This is a genomic window from Aquirufa sp. HETE-40SA (assembly GCF_054558635.1).
Map to the genome: position 1 here is coordinate 240,617 of NZ_JBPXKN010000001.1, position 17,259 is coordinate 257,875.

A 17,259-nucleotide genomic window follows, 5' to 3' on the forward strand; every position below is an offset into this window, starting at 1 on the left:
GGGGTGTAGGATTTTTGTTGTCTTTTTCGAGTTATTCTCAAGTTGATTCTGTTTCTAAATCTGGTAAAAAACCTAGATTGACCTTGAAAAAACCGATCCGTTCGACTTCAAAGTCTCCTTTTTCCATTTATTCAAAAAAGCCAAATTCTACCTATTCTTTTGAATCAGATAATAAGTTGGTTATTCAAAAAGATGCGACTGGCTCCGCTAATGCAACTGATTTTTCCACGTTTAACCGACTGCAAAACCAGGATGTTAATCGAAGCTTTTGGCAAACTTATTCTAAAAGTTTAGATGGAAGCAGTAATTTAAAATCGAGAGGATTATTCCCCAAAATTGAATTGCCCCCAGCTATCGATCGCATTTTTGGCGGAACTGAAGTCTCCTTTAAACCCAATGGTTCCTTACTGCTTGATGTAGGTTACATGGGCCAGTATGTGGATAATCCGGCAATACCTATTCAATTAAGGTATGTAGGTAATCTGTTTTTTAATGAACAAGCTCAAATTAACTTTCAAGGGAAGATTGGTGATAAACTGAATTTAAATGTCAATTTTGACACGAAGGCTAGTTTTAATTTTCAAAACCAATTAAAACTGAATTGGAAGACGCAAGAGGAAGATATTCTCCAAAATATTGAGGTAGGAAATACGTCCTGGACCTTAAATTCTCAATTGATTCCAGGGGTACAAAATTTGTTTGGAGTTAAAACTTTGTTACGTTTTGGCGCGCTAGATATGACAGTAGTAGCAGCTCAACAACGATCTAAGCAAGATTGTATTACATTAAAGGGAGGAACTCAGGGTAAGAATTTTGAAGTAAGGGTGGATCAATACGATGAAAATAGGCACTTTTTCTTATCCTCTTATTTTAGGAATAATTATGAACGTGCACTGAAGAATTTGCCGGTTATCTCTAGTGGAATTACGGTCACTCGGGTAGAAGTATATGTCACGAATCGAACTCAGAGTACGGAAACGCTCCGAAATTTAGTTTCACTATATGACCTTGGTGAAGCAAGCCCCTTCAATAACACAAATCCTGTTTTCCAGCCGATCAATCCTACGAGTCCAGTGGATAACAAGGCGAATGGGATGTATGCAAAGCTTTTGTCAGATCCCAATCTACGTAAATCGAATGAGGCAACGGATCGTTTAGAGACGACCTATAATCTAAAGCGGGGAACTGATTTTGATGTGTTGAAAGGTGCAAAACGTTTAACAGATCGTGAATTTAAGTTCAATTCACAATTGGGTTATATCTCTTTAGTCGCACCTTTGCGTAACGATGAGGTGTTAGCTGTTTCCTACGAATACACCTTGAATGGACGCAAATACAAAGTAGGGGAGTTAACAGAAGATTATCAAGCTCGTCAAGACGACGAGGTGCTGATTTTAAAAATGTTAAAATCAAGTACAATTCGCAATAACCTGAATTCAAGTTCAACCGGAAAACCGCATCCAATGTGGGATTTAATGATGAAAAATATTTATTCATTAAATACTTCTTCCTTAGCGAAACAAAATTTTCAGTTAAGAATTGTGTACAAAGATGATGCGACAGGTATCGATAATAGTAATTTGATTGAAGGTGCAAATTTTAAGGATATTCCATTAGTTAAAGTATTGGGCTTAGATAAATTAAATTTTGCAGGTGATCCACAACCAGATGGAAACTTTGATTACGTAGAAGATATTACGATTGATGCTAAAAATGGAAAGATTATTTTCCCTGTTCTTGAACCATTTGGCTCTAATTTAAGAGCTAAGTTTACGGCGAGTGAAAGTAATTTAGTCGAAAAATATGTTTTTGATAAATTGTATTCAGGTACACAAGTGGATGCTGCCCAAATTACCACTAAAAACAAGTTTTTCATTAAAGGTTCATACCAATCTGGAGCTGGTGGAGATATCTCTTTACCATTTGGAGTAGAAGCAAAATCGGTTACGGTGACAGCTGGAGGGCAATCATTAGCTGCTGGAACAGACTATATCGTGGAGCCGCAATCTGGACGAGTAAAGATAATTAATGAGGGGGTCTTTAGTTCAGGAAGAGAGATTAAGGTATGCTATGAGAAGCCTGACTTGTTTTCGAATCAAATTAGAACCTTGTTAGGTACGCGACTAGATTATAATTTAGGCAAGAATGTACATTTAGGCGCTACGATACAGAATATGTCAGAAAGCCCACCGGCCTTTTTTCGACGGGTAGCCATGGGGAATGAACCGGTGAATAACACCTTAATAGGGTTTGATGCAAGTATCTTGCAAAATTCGCAAGGTCTGACAAGGTTTTTAGATAAGTTGCCATTAATTTCAACTAAGGAGACTTCTGTAATTGATTTTCAAGGAGAGTTCGCTAAGTTAATTCCTAATGTGAATGATCGTGTGCAAGGCAATGCATTCATAGATGATTTTGAGGCTGCTCGTGTTATTTATAATTTAAGTTCACAAGCTACACTTTGGAAACCTGGAGCTACTCCTAAAACCTATGTTTCTACCGGAAATAAATTGTCTACCGGATTTAATCGAGCAAAAATTTCTGCTTACACGGTAGATGCTAGTATTTATGGTCAAGGAGGTTTTGGTTTAGATGTCCCTGGTTTAGATCCTACCAAGGTAAATGCCTATGCCTATGAAAGGGTGGTAACCCCTAGAGGGCTATTCCCTAATAAAGACTTTGCGAATAATATTACCAATTTACCTATTGGCGTTTTAGATGTTGCTTATTTTCCTTCAGAGAGAGGCTTGTATAATTTTAACCCGAACCTTTCATCTTCAGGTTTGTTACCTACTCCAGTTTCTAACTTTGGAGCCATTACTCGTGCCATTAGTTCAGATACCGATTTTGATAATGCAAACGTAGAACAGTTAGAATTTTGGTTGATGGATCCATTTATAGGAGGTGAAGCAGGTAAAATTAGAGATGGTCTATATAATAAGAACAATGAGACAGGAGGTAAATTAGTTTTCCATCTGGGCGATGTTTCGGAGGATTTTATACCTGACGGATATTCTAATTTCGAAAATGGCATTCCAGCGGGTGATAAAATTACCTCTGGAGCTAGTAAGAATATTGAAACAACAGATTGGGGATTAGCACCTTCAAGGCAGTTTGTTATTAACGCGTTTGATAATTCTGCGGGTAGAGAAAAGCAGGATATAGGTTTAGATGGTTTGCCCAATAAAACAGAAGATGCAACTGCACAATCTGAGTCAACCTATTTTAAGGCTTATTTAGATCAAATTAAAGGCCGTGTTTCAGATCCTTTGGCCTTATCTCAGATTCAAAATGATCCAGCAGGTGATGATTTTGAATTTTATTTGAATCAAAAATTCGATGGTACTGAATCCTTAATTCAACGCTATAAGAGTTACCTAGGGATGGAGAACAATAGCCCTACCACGGATAATCCTTCTAATACGAATTTCACCGAGGCAAATAGTATGTTGCCAGATAGAGAGGATTTGAACAATGATAATACAGTAAATGACAGCGAGGCCTATTTTGAATATGAAATTGATCTAAAGCCTAATAGTTTACAAATTGGGAATGGTTTTGTCGTAGATAAAATAACAGAAGGAGGCGTTAACTGGTATCTTTTCCGTGTGCCTATAAAAGACAAACGTATTTATAAGACTCCTGCTGGGGAAATTAATTCGTTTAAATCCATTCGTTTCATGCGTATGGTTTTAAAAGAATTTCGGGAGCCTGTTGTATTAAGATTTGCCCAATTACAATTGTCTGGATTTAGCTACAGAAAGTTTATTGGTGAATTAGATAAACGAAGTGGACAAGATTTACCCGAGCCATACGATGCTAAATTTCGGGTTTCTAGTGTGAATATCGAAGAAAATGGACCTGCAAATAAAGGAGAGACAGCTATTCCTTATGTTGTTCCTCCTGGATTTGTTAGAGATCAGGATATTACTACCATTAATAACGCTAGATTAAATGAGCAATCGATGAGCCTTTGCGTGGATAATTTGCGTGCAGGCGATGCAAGAGCGGTATTCAAAAATACAGTTTTTGATTTTATTAATTATAAGCGCTTAAAGATGTTTGTCTCGATGCAGAGTCCGGATGCGATTAGTGGTCAGGTTAGCGCCTTCTTACGTATTGGTACCGATTTGACAGATAATTATTATGAAATAGAAAATACGGGTTTAATGCAAACTCAGAAGGGCCAAAGTTTGGACACAGAAATTTGGCCAATGGAGAATGAATTTGATATTGAGTTTGATTTAGTCAAACAAGTTAAGATCGAAAGAGATAAACAAGGTAAGAGCTTAAATGATCGTTTTACGATGGTAATTACTAGTTCTACAGGAAAGAAGTATAAAATTACAGTGATGGGTAGGCCTGATCAAAGTGCTACGATGGTCACTATGATCGGAGTCCGGAATACGAGTACCACGAATAAATCATTCTGTATTTGGGTGAATGAATTGCGTGCCTCCGGTTTTGATCAAACTTCAGGAGAAGCTGCTATTGGTAAGTTAGCTATAAAACTGGCTGACTTAGGAACGATTCAAATGAATGGTAGTTTTAAGAATTATGGATTTGGAGGAGTTCAAGCTAAAATATCAGAACGCAGTAGAGAGAATAATATCGAGTATGGAATTACCGCAAATTTAAATTTAGAAAAGCTATTGCCTAAAAATTGGGGTTTAAAGATTCCGTTCTTTATTACCTATGATCGCCGTAATATTTCGCCACAGTTTGATCCATTTGATCCGGATATCTTCCTATCTAATTCAATTCAGAAGTTTAATTCTGAATCTAAGAAGAATTCTTATTTAACCATGGTAGAAGATAATACGGAACGGAAAGGATTTAATTTTTCGAATGTCAAAAAGAATCGGGGAGTTCAGTCTAAAAATTCTTATCCTTGGGATATTTCGAATTTTACTTTTTCCTATGCATTTTCCGAAATGTTGAGGACTAGTCCACTCATTGCAGAGTACACACAATTAAGTCATAAAGGAAGTATTTTATATGCCTATTCAACCTCGGCTCGCTATATAGAACCTTTCAAAAAGGCATCATTCGATTTGATCAAGGATTTCAACCTGAATTTAGTGCCTTCCTCTTTATTGGTTCGCCTAGATATGGATCGTAGTTTTATTAAAACTCAGTTGAGAAATTCGGAATTTACTACGGTGGGTGTAGCTCCTCAATTTGAAAAATATTGGTTCTTTAATCGACAATATGCTTTGAATTGGAATTTGACAAAGAGTATGGTGCTGAATTATAATGCCCAGGTTAATGCCATTGTTGATGAACCCATCGGAGATTTAGATACGCAGGAAAAGAGAGATTCAGTTATGATTAGCTTAAGAGCTTTAGGCCGTGCTAAAAGTTTTGATCAACAAGCTGGCATGGTTTGGCGATTGCCATTACAGAAATCTGTTTTAACGGATTGGATGAATGCAGATTACACGCATCGAGTGGGATATACCTATTTTGCGAATTCATTTGATATTCGCGATTCTTTAGGCCTACCTTTTGGAAACATTATCAAAAATACGCGCGAACAGGCAATTAATGGAAAAGTTGATTTTGTTGCCTTATATAATCGGATTAAGGCATTACGTTGGGCAAATACTCCCCGCACTTTTGGTAAAAATATAGCGAGAAATCCAGGTGATGAAGAAGACATTGTTATTCCGAGCAAATCCGCTATTAAAGCCGTTACACGTTTACTATTAACCTTACGCGGTATTCAAGTTAACTATTCTATTAATGAGTCTACCACCTTACCAGGTTTTCTGCCTAATCCTGGTAATTTAGGAATGAATCCTGTCAATTCAGCTCCTGGATTTGACTTTATCAGTGGAGGACAAAATGATGGTATCCGATTTAAGGCGGCAGAAAATGGTTGGTTAACACGTAGTACCGTGCAAAATACACCATTCACTCAGTTAAGGAATCAGAAATTAACCTATTCTACCCAATTAGAACCTACTAAAGATTTACGTATTCAGGTAGATGGTAATTATAATCGAGGGGATAATTACCAAGAATTCTTTCGACCTGATCAAGCAGGAGGGCCTTTTAAATCCCAGAGCCCGATTCGTTCAGGTAATTATTCGATGTCATTTTTGTCTTTTATGACTGCATTCTCTAACCCTGAAGCCGTTTTTGAAGAATTCAGATCCAATCGTTCGGTTTTAATTTCAAGATTAAATAAAGCAAAATCATCTGAGGTAGGTACCTATAATCAAAACTCTCAAGATGTATTAATTCCTGCCTTCTTTGCTGCTTATTCTGGTGTTTCCGCGAATGATGTGAAGTTTTCGCCTTTCTATGACATTCCATTGCCTAACTGGAAAGTAGATTACAATGGGTTGAATTTGCTTCCCGGAATTAAGAATAAATTCTCTTCATTTACGATAACACATATGTATTCAAGTACCTATAATGTGGGGAATTTCGTATCGTCGCTAGAATATGGTCAGTTTGCTTCGGATTATATGAATTTGTCCTTGAATAGTTTATTGTATCCTCTTTCTTCCCGTTTCGATCCAGAAACGAATACTTTAATTCCGGTATACGTCATGAGTACGATCTCATTCGTGGAACGTTTCTCGCCTTTAGTGGGTGTTAATGCAGTGACTAAGAGTAAAATATCCTTGCGTTTAGAATATAATCAGGATCGTAATGTGGGTTTAAATTTAGCTAATTCACAGGTTGCTGAATTAGCTAATAAGGACTTTACTGTGGCTGTTGGATTTACTAAATCCAATATGTTAATTCCATTCAAGATTAATGGCAGATCTGTTCGTTTGCCTAATGATTTACGATTTAATATGAATCTAACGATAAGGGACACGCGTACTTTACAACGAAAATTAGACGCAGAAACGATTGTTACTCAAGGTTTCGTTAATTTTCAATTCCGTCCACAATTAAGTTATAATGTAAATAATAAATTAACGGTAACGGCTTATTTTGATAAGATGATGAATAATCCTTTGGTATCTAATTCATTCTATCGATCTACAGTGGCGGGTGGTTTTCAAATACGTTACAGTTTAGGTGAATAATTAAAAATCGTTTGCAAAAAATCTAGATTTTAGTGACCTTTGTGAGCAAATAATAATCATATGAATTTTCCAAGTGAATTAAAATATACTCAAGAACACGAGTGGATCAAAATAGATGGCGATGTAGCTATTGTAGGTATTACTGATTTTGCTCAAGGTGAGTTAGGAGATATCGTTTTTGTAGAAGTGGAGACAGTAGGTCAGAACATAGCAAAGGATGGTGTTTTCGGAACAGTAGAAGCTGTTAAAACGGTATCTGATTTGTTCTTGCCGGTTGCTGGAGAAATAGTTGAATTTAATACAGCCTTAAACAACAGTCCTGAATTAATCAATTCAGATCCTTATGGAGATGGTTGGGTAGTTAAAATTAAAGCAGCTGATGCTGGCGATTTATCCCAATTAATGGATGTTGAAACATATAAATCCTTTATCGGACATTGATTTTTAAACCCTGTTAATCAGGGTTTTTTTATAACCAAAAACAAATGCGGATCTTATTTAAACAGCTTTTAATTCAAGATAGTCGGTCTTCCTACTATGGTAAGAAAGTTGATTTGCTTTCAGATAATGGTCGATGGAAGGAAATTGATTCCACAATTCAATCCGAAGCAGATTTAATCATTTCAGGTGAAACGCTTGAGTGGTTTCCTTCCGTAGTTGATCTACGTGTGCACAATACGTTGCCAGGTGGTGAACATAGAGAAGATTGGTCAAGTTTGAAAGCAGCTGCTTGGAAGGGTGGAGTATTAGATTTTTTACTCTTACCTACTGGTGAGCCTGTTCCACAACAGCCTGAATCTATTCAATTTATTAAAGATCGCTTAGCTGGATCTGGTGTATTATCATATCCTGCTGCCCCCTTAACATTAGGTAACAAATCAGAAAATTTTAGTGATTTAATGGACTTACATCAGGCAGGAGCCTCTTGGTTTAGTCATGGTGCCGGAGCTTTACAGGACACTGATTTGATGTTAAAATGTCTTCAGTACTTGCAACCATTAAAGGCGAAAGTTGTTTCTAGACCTGATGTAAAAGGGTTGTCCTTATTTGGCCAAATACATGAAGGACTACAAAGTACTCTATTAGGTTTGAAAGGGATACCCGTTTTAGCTGAAACGATGCACGTAAAACGTGACTTGGACCTTTTGTCGTATGTAATGCAGCATTCTTTTGGTTTAGCTCATCCAGACTTTGCCCTGCATTTTTCTTGTATTTCTACTGCTGAATCAGTTAGGTTGATATCAGAAGCTCAAAAGGCAGGATTACCTGTAACGGCAGACGTTGCGATCTATTCGCTCTTATTTACGGAAGATGCGGTATCTGAGTTCGATACCCTTAAAAAGGTAAATCCCCCACTTAGAACAGAGAATGATCGTTTAGCTTTATGGAAAGGATTAAAAGAGGGTGTTATTCTTACTGTGGTTTCTGATCACCATCCTATTGAAGTAGAGTACAAAGAGTTAGAGTTTGATCAAGCATCTTTTGGAACGATAGGATTAGAAACGCTAGCCTTAGCATTTATTCAAGAAGCAAGAAAAGAAGGTCTAGCCAAATCTGATCTTCATTTATCACATAATCCAAGTGCTTTCTTAGGAATCTCACAGCCTGAGTTAAAAGTGGGAGAAGAAATGAAAGGTATGTTATTAGTGAAAGAAAAGAATACCTATGAAGTAGCAAATATCATATCTAAATCGAAGAATTCCATATTTATTGGTCATTCCTTCGATTTTAAAATCGTAGGAGTATTTAATGGTTTAAATCATTCTTATGGTCAATAATTGGTTTGCTGAAATAGGTCGTTTTTTCCTATATGCCTTTATTTTCGTTGTTTTGATGGCCTTGTATGGTCTTCTTTTGCAACAAATAGGAATTATTCCAATCGGGGGAAAGAAGGCGCCAACTTTTGTTTTTTTGTTATTTTTCCAATGGTGGTATATTTCTCGTTTTCCTCAAAATCATCAGGGAGAAAAGAAGCATTTTTTAGTCTATTTTGTTTTGCAATACCTTTTAATTGTCATTACGGCCCTCTTTAGTAGTCTTTTTTTACATTATTTCTTTCAAACCTCAACAGGTTTACACCTGTTGGCTTCCTATATTCAGCAGAGTTTAGTAGAGTTAAATTCGTTTAAAGAAGTAATTGTAAGTCAAGAAGGAGGGGAGTATTACAATAGTTTACATGCTGGAATTAAGTCAATTGATGCTTATAGCATTGCTAGAGATGATTTCTGGCAAAAAATTGCCTTGGGTTTCTTACCAAATTTGTTAATTTCACTTTATTATAAAAAATAAATCTTATGGAAAATACATCGGAATCAACAGCTTCATCTTCTATAATTGCCTTAAAGTATGGTTTTATAAATGGATTATTGAGCTTTCTTTTTTCAACGCTTATCAATGTGATGGGATGGGCGGAACAATTTCAAGAAGCCATTAGTTGGGTTTCTACGATTTGGTCCTTGGTTTTATCTGTTACGATCTCTTATTTATGTTTACGAGAGTATAGAGAGCAGAATGAAGGGTATATTAGTTATGGTCAGGGCTTAGGTTTGGCTACTCTGTTAGGTGCGATTAGTGGATTAGTGGCAGGAGGCTTTAATTATATTTATATTCAATTTATAGACAATACAGTTATGCAGCGCCAGATGGAAATTGCTAGGGAGCGTATGGAAGACCAAGGTTTGACTGCTAGTCAAATTCAAAGTGCGGAGGAAATGACCTCCTTATTTTTGAATCCAGGTATGCAATTTGTTATTGTCGTTATCATGAGTGTTGTATTTAATTTTCTTTTGGGCTTAATTGTTTCAGCCGTAGTTAAGAGAGAAAAACCTATTTTTGAATAGTATGTTAGCTCTTTTAAAGAAAGACGTAAAGGTCTATTTTAGCTCATGGATGGGCTGGGGTACCATTTCGTCTTTTTTTATTTTGATGGGAATCTATGTTTGGGTGATTGACGGAAATATACTTGACTATGGTTTTGCTGAGTTAACAATATTCTTTGATTTAACGCCTTGGTTTTTTCTTTTTTTCGTACCTGCGTTATCTATGAGTAGTTTTTCGGAAGAGATTGAAAAGGGAACATTTCAATTATTGCGTTCTCTTCCCATTAGTGTTAATCAAATTTTGATGGCCAAATACCTAGCTTTGGCAATGATTGTTTTAATTACTTTATTACCAAGTGCTGTATTTGTTCAGAGTATAGCTTCTTTAGGATTTCCTACAAATAATTATGATTCCTCTTTAATAGTGGGAGGGTTCGCTGCTTTATTCTTATTAACCTTGTGTTTTGTATCCTTGGGTGTATTAGCTTCAAGTTTAACGAAGAAACAACCAGTCGCCTTTATACTAGGACTTGCTTTGAATTTTGCTATGTGGCAAGGTTCAAAAGAGCTAGGTTTAGATGTTATCAATTTATCCTCCCATTATGATCGAATGAGTATGGGAGTAGTTCATTTTGGAGATCTTCTCTACTTTTTGGGATTTATTGTAGTGGTGTGGGGAATAACTCGATTACGATTACGTATTCTTATTTAAAATCGAGTATAGATATTTTGTTTGTGCAAAATTCAATTTCTCTTGCTTCATTGGAGGCGATGGCAATTAGTTTATGACGCTGTTTCTCTAGCTTATCAAAGAACCATTGTTTTGCCTTCTCATCAAAATTAGTGGTTGGCTCATCTAACAGTATAACAGGTCTATCGGACAAGAGTGCAAACCCCAATTTGATTTTTTGACGCATCCCAGAAGAATAGTTCTTTATTAATTTAAAACGGTCAGGTTTTAAATCGATAAAATCTTCTAACATTTCTATTGTAATCGAGCTAGGAAGGTAGTTGTTCTTTACTAAAATTTCAAGGTGTTCTGAAAGCGTATACTCCTCAATTAATTCAACATAAGGGGCTGCGTAAGTAATTTGGCTATAAACCAAGTCAGAATTGATACCGGACATTTCCACTGTTCCTGAATTAGGAAGTGTAAATTGAGCGATCAATTGTAATAATGTTGATTTTCCGGAGCCATTAGGTCCAGTTATAGCATACGAATTACCCTGTTGGAAAGTGTAGTTGAAGGACTTAATGACAAATTCTTGCCTAAACTTTTTGAAAAGATTTTGAACAAGAATATCCATAATTCATTAGCCTTTCATAATCCCTCTTTCTGAATTTTTGACAAATTCAAGAATCTCATTTCTCTCCGGTGTATTAGGCAGTTGTGCTTCAATTTCTTCAATTGCCGCATTTGTATTCAACCCTTTCAAATACAAATAGCGATAGGCTTCTTGAATGACATTGATTTGTTCATCTGTATAATTACGGCGACGTAAGCCTACTGAGTTAACACCTGCATAAGTTAATGGCTCACGACCTGACTTAGTAAAAGGAGGGACATCCTTTCTAACTAACGATCCGCCTGAAATCATTACGTGCTGTCCAATGGTAGCAAATTGATGAATGGCGGATGAGCCCCCAATAATTGCAAAGTCTCCCACAGTTACATGCCCAGCCATTTGTACGGAATTTGCTAAAATGCAATTATTTCCAATAAAGCAATCATGTGCTACGTGCACATAGGCCATAATAAGGCAGTTTTGACCAATCACGGTCTTCATCTTATCAGATGTCCCACGATTGATAGTCACACACTCGCGTATAGTAGAATTGTCACCTATTTCTACTGTTGTTACCTCCCCACCAAATTTCAAATCCTGCGGAATGGCTGAAATAACTGCACCAGGAAAGATTTTTACATTTTTACCAATGCGAGCACCTGGATATATAGTCACATTTGATCCTATCCATGTTCCATCACCGATTTCAACATCTGCATGTATAGAGGTGAATGCTTCGATACTAACATTAGCACCAATTTTAGCTTGTGGATCAATATGGGTTATTGGATGAATCATATGAATAATCTTACGATTTACGAACTAAACTAGCTGTCATTTCAGCTTCACACACTACTTGGCCAGCTACATAAGCTTTACCAGTCATTTTTGCTATTCCTCTACGTATAGGTGCCTGTAGTTCACATTTAAAAATAATGGTATCCCCAGGAATTACACTTTTTCTAAAACGGCAATTTTCGATTCCCACCAGGTACGGCCAATAATTCTCTGGATCTTCTACTGAACTTAAAACAAGGATTCCTCCTGTCTGTGCCATAGCCTCAACTTGCATAACGCCTGGCATTACTGGATTGTTTGGAAAGTGACCCATGAAATAGTTTTCATTCATCGTCACATTCTTAACTCCTACCACACTACTATCATCCAAATAAATGATTTTGTCAATCATTTGAAATGGGTAGCGATGAGGAAGAAGTTCGTAAACGCGTTCATGCGTGAAAATAGGCGGTTGCTTAGGGTCGTATGTAGGTACTTTATTTTTCTCTGCGTCTAACATCAATTTCTTGATCTTGCGTGCCAGCTCTACGTTAGAAGCGTGTCCTGGCCGAGAGGCTAAAATTTGCGCTTTAATAGGTCGACCTACTAAAGCTAAATCACCCATTAAGTCCAGCAATTTATGGCGAGCCATTTCGTTGCTAAAATGGAGATTAGTATTATTTAAAATACCCGCTTCCTTTGAAACAGAGATTTTAGGTTTTCCTAAAACTTCGGATAAATGGGCTAATTCAGCTTCTGAATAATCTTTATCTGCAATTACAATAGCGTTATTTAAGTCTCCACCTTTAATTAAGCCGGCCTTGTAAAGTACTTCTATTTCATGTACGAAACAGAAGGTTCTGCACATAGAGAAGTCTTTTTCAAATTGAGATACGTGGCTTAAATTAGCATGCTGGCTTGATAAAAATTTCGAATTATAATCCACCATTACGGCCATCCTGTAATCATTTAGAGGCAATGCAGCTAATTCTATTCCGCTATCTAAATCCTTGAATCGTACTTCTTCTGTTAATTCAAAAAATTTGCGGTGCGCATCTTGTTCTACCGGAATTGCTTCTTTTAAAGCCTCAACAAATTTGATAGAACTACCATCCATAATGGGAGGTTCTGGACCATCTAATTGAATCAAAATATTATCAACTTCTAGCCCTACAAGTGCTGCTAAAACGTGCTCCACTGTATTGATGCGAGCGCCATTATGCTCAATGGTAGTTCCGCGTGAGGTATCAACCACATAGTCTACGTCTGCATCTGCAATAGGTTGACCGGGTAAATCAACACGCTGGAATTTGATTCCATGGTTTGCAGGAGCGGGCAAAAAAGTCAGGTTGGCAACTACGCCAGTATGTAAACCTACACCAGATAGGGTTACAGCATTGGTAATAGTATGTTGCTTATTGTTCATACGCGAAATTAAGATTCTAATCTTTTTAATAAATCTGGTAATTGACGTAATAAAGCATTACGCTTCAAATATTCACTATTAGGGGAAGCCGGTGTTCCACCAAGGACTTGCCCTTCTTTTCGAACGGTTTTAGTTACTCCAGATTGGGCAGTAACACTCGTTTTATCTGCTATGGTAATATGTCCAGCTACACCCACTTGACCTCCAATTAGGCAGTTTTTTCCGATTTTAGTAGAACCAGAAATACCAGTTTGGGCGGCTATTGCAGTATTTGCACCTACTTCAACATTGTGTGCAATTTGGACCAAATTATCAATTTTAACCCCCTTTTGAATTAAAGTGGATCCCATGGTTGCGCGATCAATTGTCGTATTTGCACCTACACTTACGCCATCTTCGAGTACAACGTTTCCTAATTGTGGAATGGTTGAAAATGTACCATCAGGTTGAGGAGCAAAACCGAATCCATCTGAACCAATGACTGCATTTGCATGTATAGTGCAATTATTACCAATAATTGAATCATTATAAATAACTGCACCCGGATATATGACACAATGATTACCGATGGTTACATTATTTCCGATAGTTACATGCGCTGATATATAGGTGTCATTGCCAATAATACTACCTTTACCTATACTAGAAAATTGTCCTAAATAGAGATTTGAGCCAGTTTTAGCATTATCTGCAATAAAACTAGGGTGCTGAATGCCTGTTTCTTTAATGCTCGTAAATTCTTGGTATTTTTGCAGTAAAATAGTAAAGGCTGCGTAAGGGTCTTTTACCTTGATTAAGGTAGCTAATGGTTTTTCTTTTAATACTAAATCGCTTGCAACAATGATGGCTGAAGCCTTAGATTGATATAAATAGGATTCGTATTTAGGGTTTGCCAAAAAGGATATACTACCTGATTCTCCTTCTTCAATTTTATTAAACGCCGTTATACTCGCTGATCCATCGCCATCTACTGTTCCTTTTATTAATTGGGCTATTTGATTAACAGTAAAGTTCATTCGGTCAAACGATGTTTAATTAAGGCAATGAGAATTTCCACTAGCTCAATTCTCCTTGCAAATATACGCTCTTTGGACAACAAAAATAGTATTTTTTTACAATCTTACTTAATGCTTGTATGGTCGGTAAATCTGATGCCTCGAGTAACTCGATTACCTGACCTTTTTTGTCGACCATTTTGATTGTATTGTCTCCCTGAACGTAGGCAGCATTAGAGGTAGAACCCTCCACAACAAAGTAGGATAGCTCTTCGTCTGTAATGCCATACTCACGTTTAATATTTTCCTCAATCCCCACTCTTTTTGCCTTAGGGAGTGGCTGTGAGCCTAATTTGCAGGTAAATAATTTTCTAGCCAAAAAGTGAGTACATAAATGTTTAAGAATTTTATCGCTGGCATTTTTCCATTCCTTGATAGCTGCCCACACATCGTGATCATCTAATTCAGTGAAGGCAATTAAGAGACTTTCTTTGGTAGAAAACTCTTCCCAAGTGTAAGTACTTTTAAGGAAAGTCTTTAATGGGCTAGAACAGGGGAGTTTTTGGCCCTCTGAAATTAAGAATTTAGCCCTTCGTAAAATTTGAATTAACATGGTCTCAGCTGCGATGGCGGTTTTGTGTAAATAAACCTGCCAATACATTAAACGACGTGCCATTAAAAAGTTTTCGGTTGAATAAATCCCTTTTTCCTCAATGACTAATTGTTCATTATTCAAATCCATCATACTTAGTAATCGCTCAGAACCTATAAAACCTTCACGCACGCCTGTATAGAAAGAATCGCGACTTAAATAATCTAAGCGGTCTACATCTAACTGAGAAGATACTAATTGATGGAAAAATTTGCGTGGATATTTGTTTTCAAAAATCTCGATGGCTAGGCTTAATTTACCCTTGAAATGTTGATTCAATTTCGCCATTAATAGGGTAGAAACATCTTCATGCTTTACCTCATTTAATAAAGTGTATTCTAATACATGAGAAAAAGGACCATGGCCAATATCGTGTAATAAGATGGCAATTTCTGCCGCTTCACGCTCTTCGGTGGAAATCGAATACCCTTTTGCTTTTAAATTATCTAAAACTTGATCCATTAAGTGCATGGCACCTAATGCATGATGAAAACGTGTATGATGTGCTCCAGGATAGACAAACTCAGCTAAACCTAATTGCTTGATACGTTTAAGTCGTTGAAAATAAGGGTGATCGATCAATTCAAGAATTAATGGATTATTGATTTTAATAAAACCATAAATCGGATCATTAATAATTTTAGTCGGGTACATGGGATATTCTTTTCCGAAATTTAGCTAAAAAGGTTAGTATTCCTTAATTTTGTACCACATTGAATTCCATTGAAGGATGTACAATGCGGACTTGTAGCTCAGTTGGTTAGAGCATCTGACTCATAATCAGGGGGTCCATGGTTCGAGCCCATGCTGGTCCACTCTTTTTTTTTACCATACTCTTGTCATGAGAGTATGGTTTTTTTATTCGACAAATTCTAAATAGAGTAACGCCCCTGCAGCAAAAGTCATTATCAGTAAGGCGGCTAATCCTAATGCATTCGAAAGCCTTGAATTTGTATTTTCACCCATGATTTCCTTATTGTTCGAAATATGTAAGATGATGGCAATTAAAACTGGCGCAGTCATCCCATATAAGATAGCCGTATAAATTAAGGCGTCAATAGGGGATATACCTATATAATTCAAAGAAAGGCCTACTAATAAGGAGAAAGCAATAATAGAATAGAAGCCTTTGGCCTCATGGAACCTTTTATTCAGTCCTTGTTCCCAACCAAACGTTTCTGTGAAAATGTAGGAGAGAGATCCACTCAATACAGGGATAGCGATTAAACCTGTTCCAATAATACCAATAGCGAATAACAAATAGGCTAAATCGCCTGCTAAGGGTTTCAAAGCTGAAGCAGCTTGCTCAACGGTATCAATTTGGTGGATACCGCTATTATATAAGACAGTCCCTGTAGTTAGAATGATAAAATACATGACAAAACCCGAAAAAGTCATTCCAAAATCAACGTCTTGCTCCATTTCATGAATTATCTGCTTATTCACCAATAATTTTTTATGGACATTCATTTCTTCCACTTCCACGGATGCCTGCCAAAAGAACAAATAAGGTGAAATTGTAGTACCTAAAATACCCACTAAAATGGCAATATACTCTTTTGTGAATTCAATTTTGGGGATAAATGTGGCAATCAAAATCTCCTTTAAATCTTGTTTGTAAAGGAAAGGGACAACAAAATAAACTAACATGACGATGCACAAATATTTTAAAATGGATGCTATTTGAGTATAGGGTAAATAAACAATCAGACCAATCAACAGAATTGTGAAAAATACACTAAAATAACTTTGATCAATCGATGGGAATAATAAGTTACCTACGGCTCCCATGCCAGCTATATCAGCTCCTATATTCATAATGATAGCAGGGAAACTGAAAAGTAGCATTAGATAGAGCAATGGCTTGGGGTAATGCTTTTTAAGCGTACCGGTTAATCCTTGTTTTGTCACTAAACCAATTCTTGCACACATTTGCTGAATAGCAGCCATCAATGGAAAAGCAATTAAGGAAGTCCATAGAGTGGAAAGTCCAAATCCTGCACCTGCTTGTGAATAGGTGGCTATCCCCGAAGGATCGTCATCACTTGCTCCAGTTACTAAGCCGGGTCCTAAAAGCTTCCAAAATCGAGTAATCCTTCTTTTAATATCCATTTCATTTATCAGTATAGTGGTAATTTACTAAGTATTGATTTTGAATCATTATATTTTAGTACATTACATTTATATCTAACCACTTCATAATGCTGTTTCTATTTCAATCGATTTTTGTCATGACGCTATTTACTAGTTTTATG

12 protein-coding genes and 1 tRNA gene are annotated in these 17,259 nt (G+C 36.6%); 7 read left to right on the forward strand and 6 right to left on the reverse strand.

Going from position 1 to position 17,259, the window contains the following annotated elements:
- Positions 1-83: 83 nt before the first annotated feature.
- From sov to ACRZ9O_RS01130, 6 genes are read left to right on the forward strand one after another with little or no spacing between them, the layout of a single operon-like run.
- Positions 84-7,049 carry a T9SS outer membrane translocon Sov/SprA gene (sov, locus tag ACRZ9O_RS01105; protein ID WP_459455542.1) on the forward strand — a complete coding sequence of 2,322 codons (6,966 nt, stop codon included), beginning with the start codon at positions 84-86 and terminating at the stop codon, positions 7,047-7,049.
- A gap of 60 nt (positions 7,050-7,109) precedes the next feature.
- A complete protein-coding gene (gcvH, locus tag ACRZ9O_RS01110; protein ID WP_459455544.1) occupies positions 7,110-7,490 on the forward strand; it encodes a glycine cleavage system protein GcvH in 381 nt (126 codons plus the stop codon).
- 44 nt (positions 7,491-7,534) lie between these two features.
- Complete coding sequence (locus ACRZ9O_RS01115) at positions 7,535-8,827, forward strand: dihydroorotase (RefSeq protein ID WP_459455546.1); 1,293 nt, start codon at positions 7,535-7,537, stop codon at positions 8,825-8,827.
- A complete protein-coding gene (locus ACRZ9O_RS01120; RefSeq protein ID WP_459455548.1) occupies positions 8,817-9,338 on the forward strand; it encodes a hypothetical protein in 522 nt (173 codons plus the stop codon). Before ACRZ9O_RS01115 ends, ACRZ9O_RS01120 begins: the two co-directional genes overlap by 11 nt.
- A 5-nt stretch (positions 9,339-9,343) precedes the next feature.
- Entirely contained in the window at positions 9,344-9,889 is a 546-nt protein-coding gene (locus ACRZ9O_RS01125; protein ID WP_459455550.1) for a DUF4199 domain-containing protein, read from the forward strand.
- 1 nt (position 9,890) lies between these two features.
- The gene (locus ACRZ9O_RS01130) at positions 9,891-10,580 is read left to right on the forward strand and encodes an ABC transporter permease subunit (RefSeq protein WP_459457024.1); all 690 of its coding nucleotides are present in this window, start codon (positions 9,891-9,893) and stop codon (positions 10,578-10,580) included.
- On the opposite strand, the gene ACRZ9O_RS01135 is transcribed toward ACRZ9O_RS01130, so the two are convergent.
- From ACRZ9O_RS01135 to ACRZ9O_RS01155, 5 genes are read right to left on the reverse strand one after another with little or no spacing between them, the layout of a single operon-like run.
- Complete coding sequence (locus ACRZ9O_RS01135; RefSeq protein WP_459455552.1) at positions 10,573-11,175, reverse strand: ABC transporter ATP-binding protein; 603 nt, start codon at positions 11,173-11,175, stop codon at positions 10,573-10,575. The genes ACRZ9O_RS01130 and ACRZ9O_RS01135 overlap by 8 nt on opposite strands.
- Positions 11,176-11,181: 6 nt before the next feature.
- Entirely contained in the window at positions 11,182-11,952 is a 771-nt protein-coding gene (gene lpxA / locus ACRZ9O_RS01140) for an acyl-ACP--UDP-N-acetylglucosamine O-acyltransferase (RefSeq protein WP_459455554.1), read from the reverse strand.
- Positions 11,953-11,962: 10 nt separating this feature from the next.
- A complete protein-coding gene (locus tag ACRZ9O_RS01145; protein WP_459455556.1) occupies positions 11,963-13,357 on the reverse strand; it encodes a bifunctional UDP-3-O-[3-hydroxymyristoyl] N-acetylglucosamine deacetylase/3-hydroxyacyl-ACP dehydratase in 1,395 nt (464 codons plus the stop codon).
- Positions 13,358-13,365: 8 nt separating this feature from the next.
- Positions 13,366-14,373, reverse strand: a complete 1,008-nt coding sequence (gene lpxD, locus ACRZ9O_RS01150; RefSeq protein WP_459455557.1) for a UDP-3-O-(3-hydroxymyristoyl)glucosamine N-acyltransferase — start codon at positions 14,371-14,373, stop codon at positions 13,366-13,368.
- Between the two features lie 40 nt (positions 14,374-14,413).
- On the reverse strand, positions 14,414-15,658 hold the full coding sequence (locus tag ACRZ9O_RS01155; RefSeq protein WP_459455559.1) for an HD domain-containing protein: 1,245 nt from the start codon (positions 15,656-15,658) through the stop codon (positions 14,414-14,416).
- 87 nt (positions 15,659-15,745) lie between these two features.
- On the opposite strand from ACRZ9O_RS01155, the gene ACRZ9O_RS01160 reads away from it, so the two are divergent.
- A tRNA-Ile gene (locus ACRZ9O_RS01160) sits at positions 15,746-15,819 on the forward strand.
- A gap of 43 nt (positions 15,820-15,862) precedes the next feature.
- Here the strand turns inward: ACRZ9O_RS01160 and ACRZ9O_RS01165 are convergent.
- A complete protein-coding gene (locus ACRZ9O_RS01165; RefSeq protein WP_459455561.1) occupies positions 15,863-17,116 on the reverse strand; it encodes an NRAMP family divalent metal transporter in 1,254 nt (417 codons plus the stop codon).
- Positions 17,117-17,259 lie beyond the last annotated feature (143 nt).

Bases quoted from the DNA above. Each gene is read 5' to 3' on its own strand.
- ACRZ9O_RS01130 (WP_459457024.1), top strand. From the start codon at position 9,891: ATGTTAGCTCTTTTAAAGAAAGACGTAAAGGTCTATTTTAGCTCATGG.
- gcvH (WP_459455544.1), top strand. From the start codon at position 7,110: ATGAATTTTCCAAGTGAATTAAAATATACTCAAGAACACGAGTGGATC.
- ACRZ9O_RS01115 (WP_459455546.1), top strand. From the start codon at position 7,535: ATGCGGATCTTATTTAAACAGCTTTTAATTCAAGATAGTCGGTCTTCC.
- lpxA (WP_459455554.1), bottom strand. From the start codon at position 11,952: ATGATTCATCCAATAACCCATATTGATCCACAAGCTAAAATTGGTGCT.
- ACRZ9O_RS01125 (WP_459455550.1), top strand. From the start codon at position 9,344: ATGGAAAATACATCGGAATCAACAGCTTCATCTTCTATAATTGCCTTA.
- ACRZ9O_RS01155 (WP_459455559.1), bottom strand. From the start codon at position 15,658: ATGTACCCGACTAAAATTATTAATGATCCGATTTATGGTTTTATTAAA.
- ACRZ9O_RS01145 (WP_459455556.1), bottom strand. From the start codon at position 13,357: ATGAACAATAAGCAACATACTATTACCAATGCTGTAACCCTATCTGGT.
- ACRZ9O_RS01165 (WP_459455561.1), bottom strand. From the start codon at position 17,116: ATGGATATTAAAAGAAGGATTACTCGATTTTGGAAGCTTTTAGGACCC.
- ACRZ9O_RS01135 (WP_459455552.1), bottom strand. From the start codon at position 11,175: ATGGATATTCTTGTTCAAAATCTTTTCAAAAAGTTTAGGCAAGAATTT.
- ACRZ9O_RS01120 (WP_459455548.1), top strand. From the start codon at position 8,817: ATGGTCAATAATTGGTTTGCTGAAATAGGTCGTTTTTTCCTATATGCC.
- lpxD (WP_459455557.1), bottom strand. From the start codon at position 14,373: ATGAACTTTACTGTTAATCAAATAGCCCAATTAATAAAAGGAACAGTA.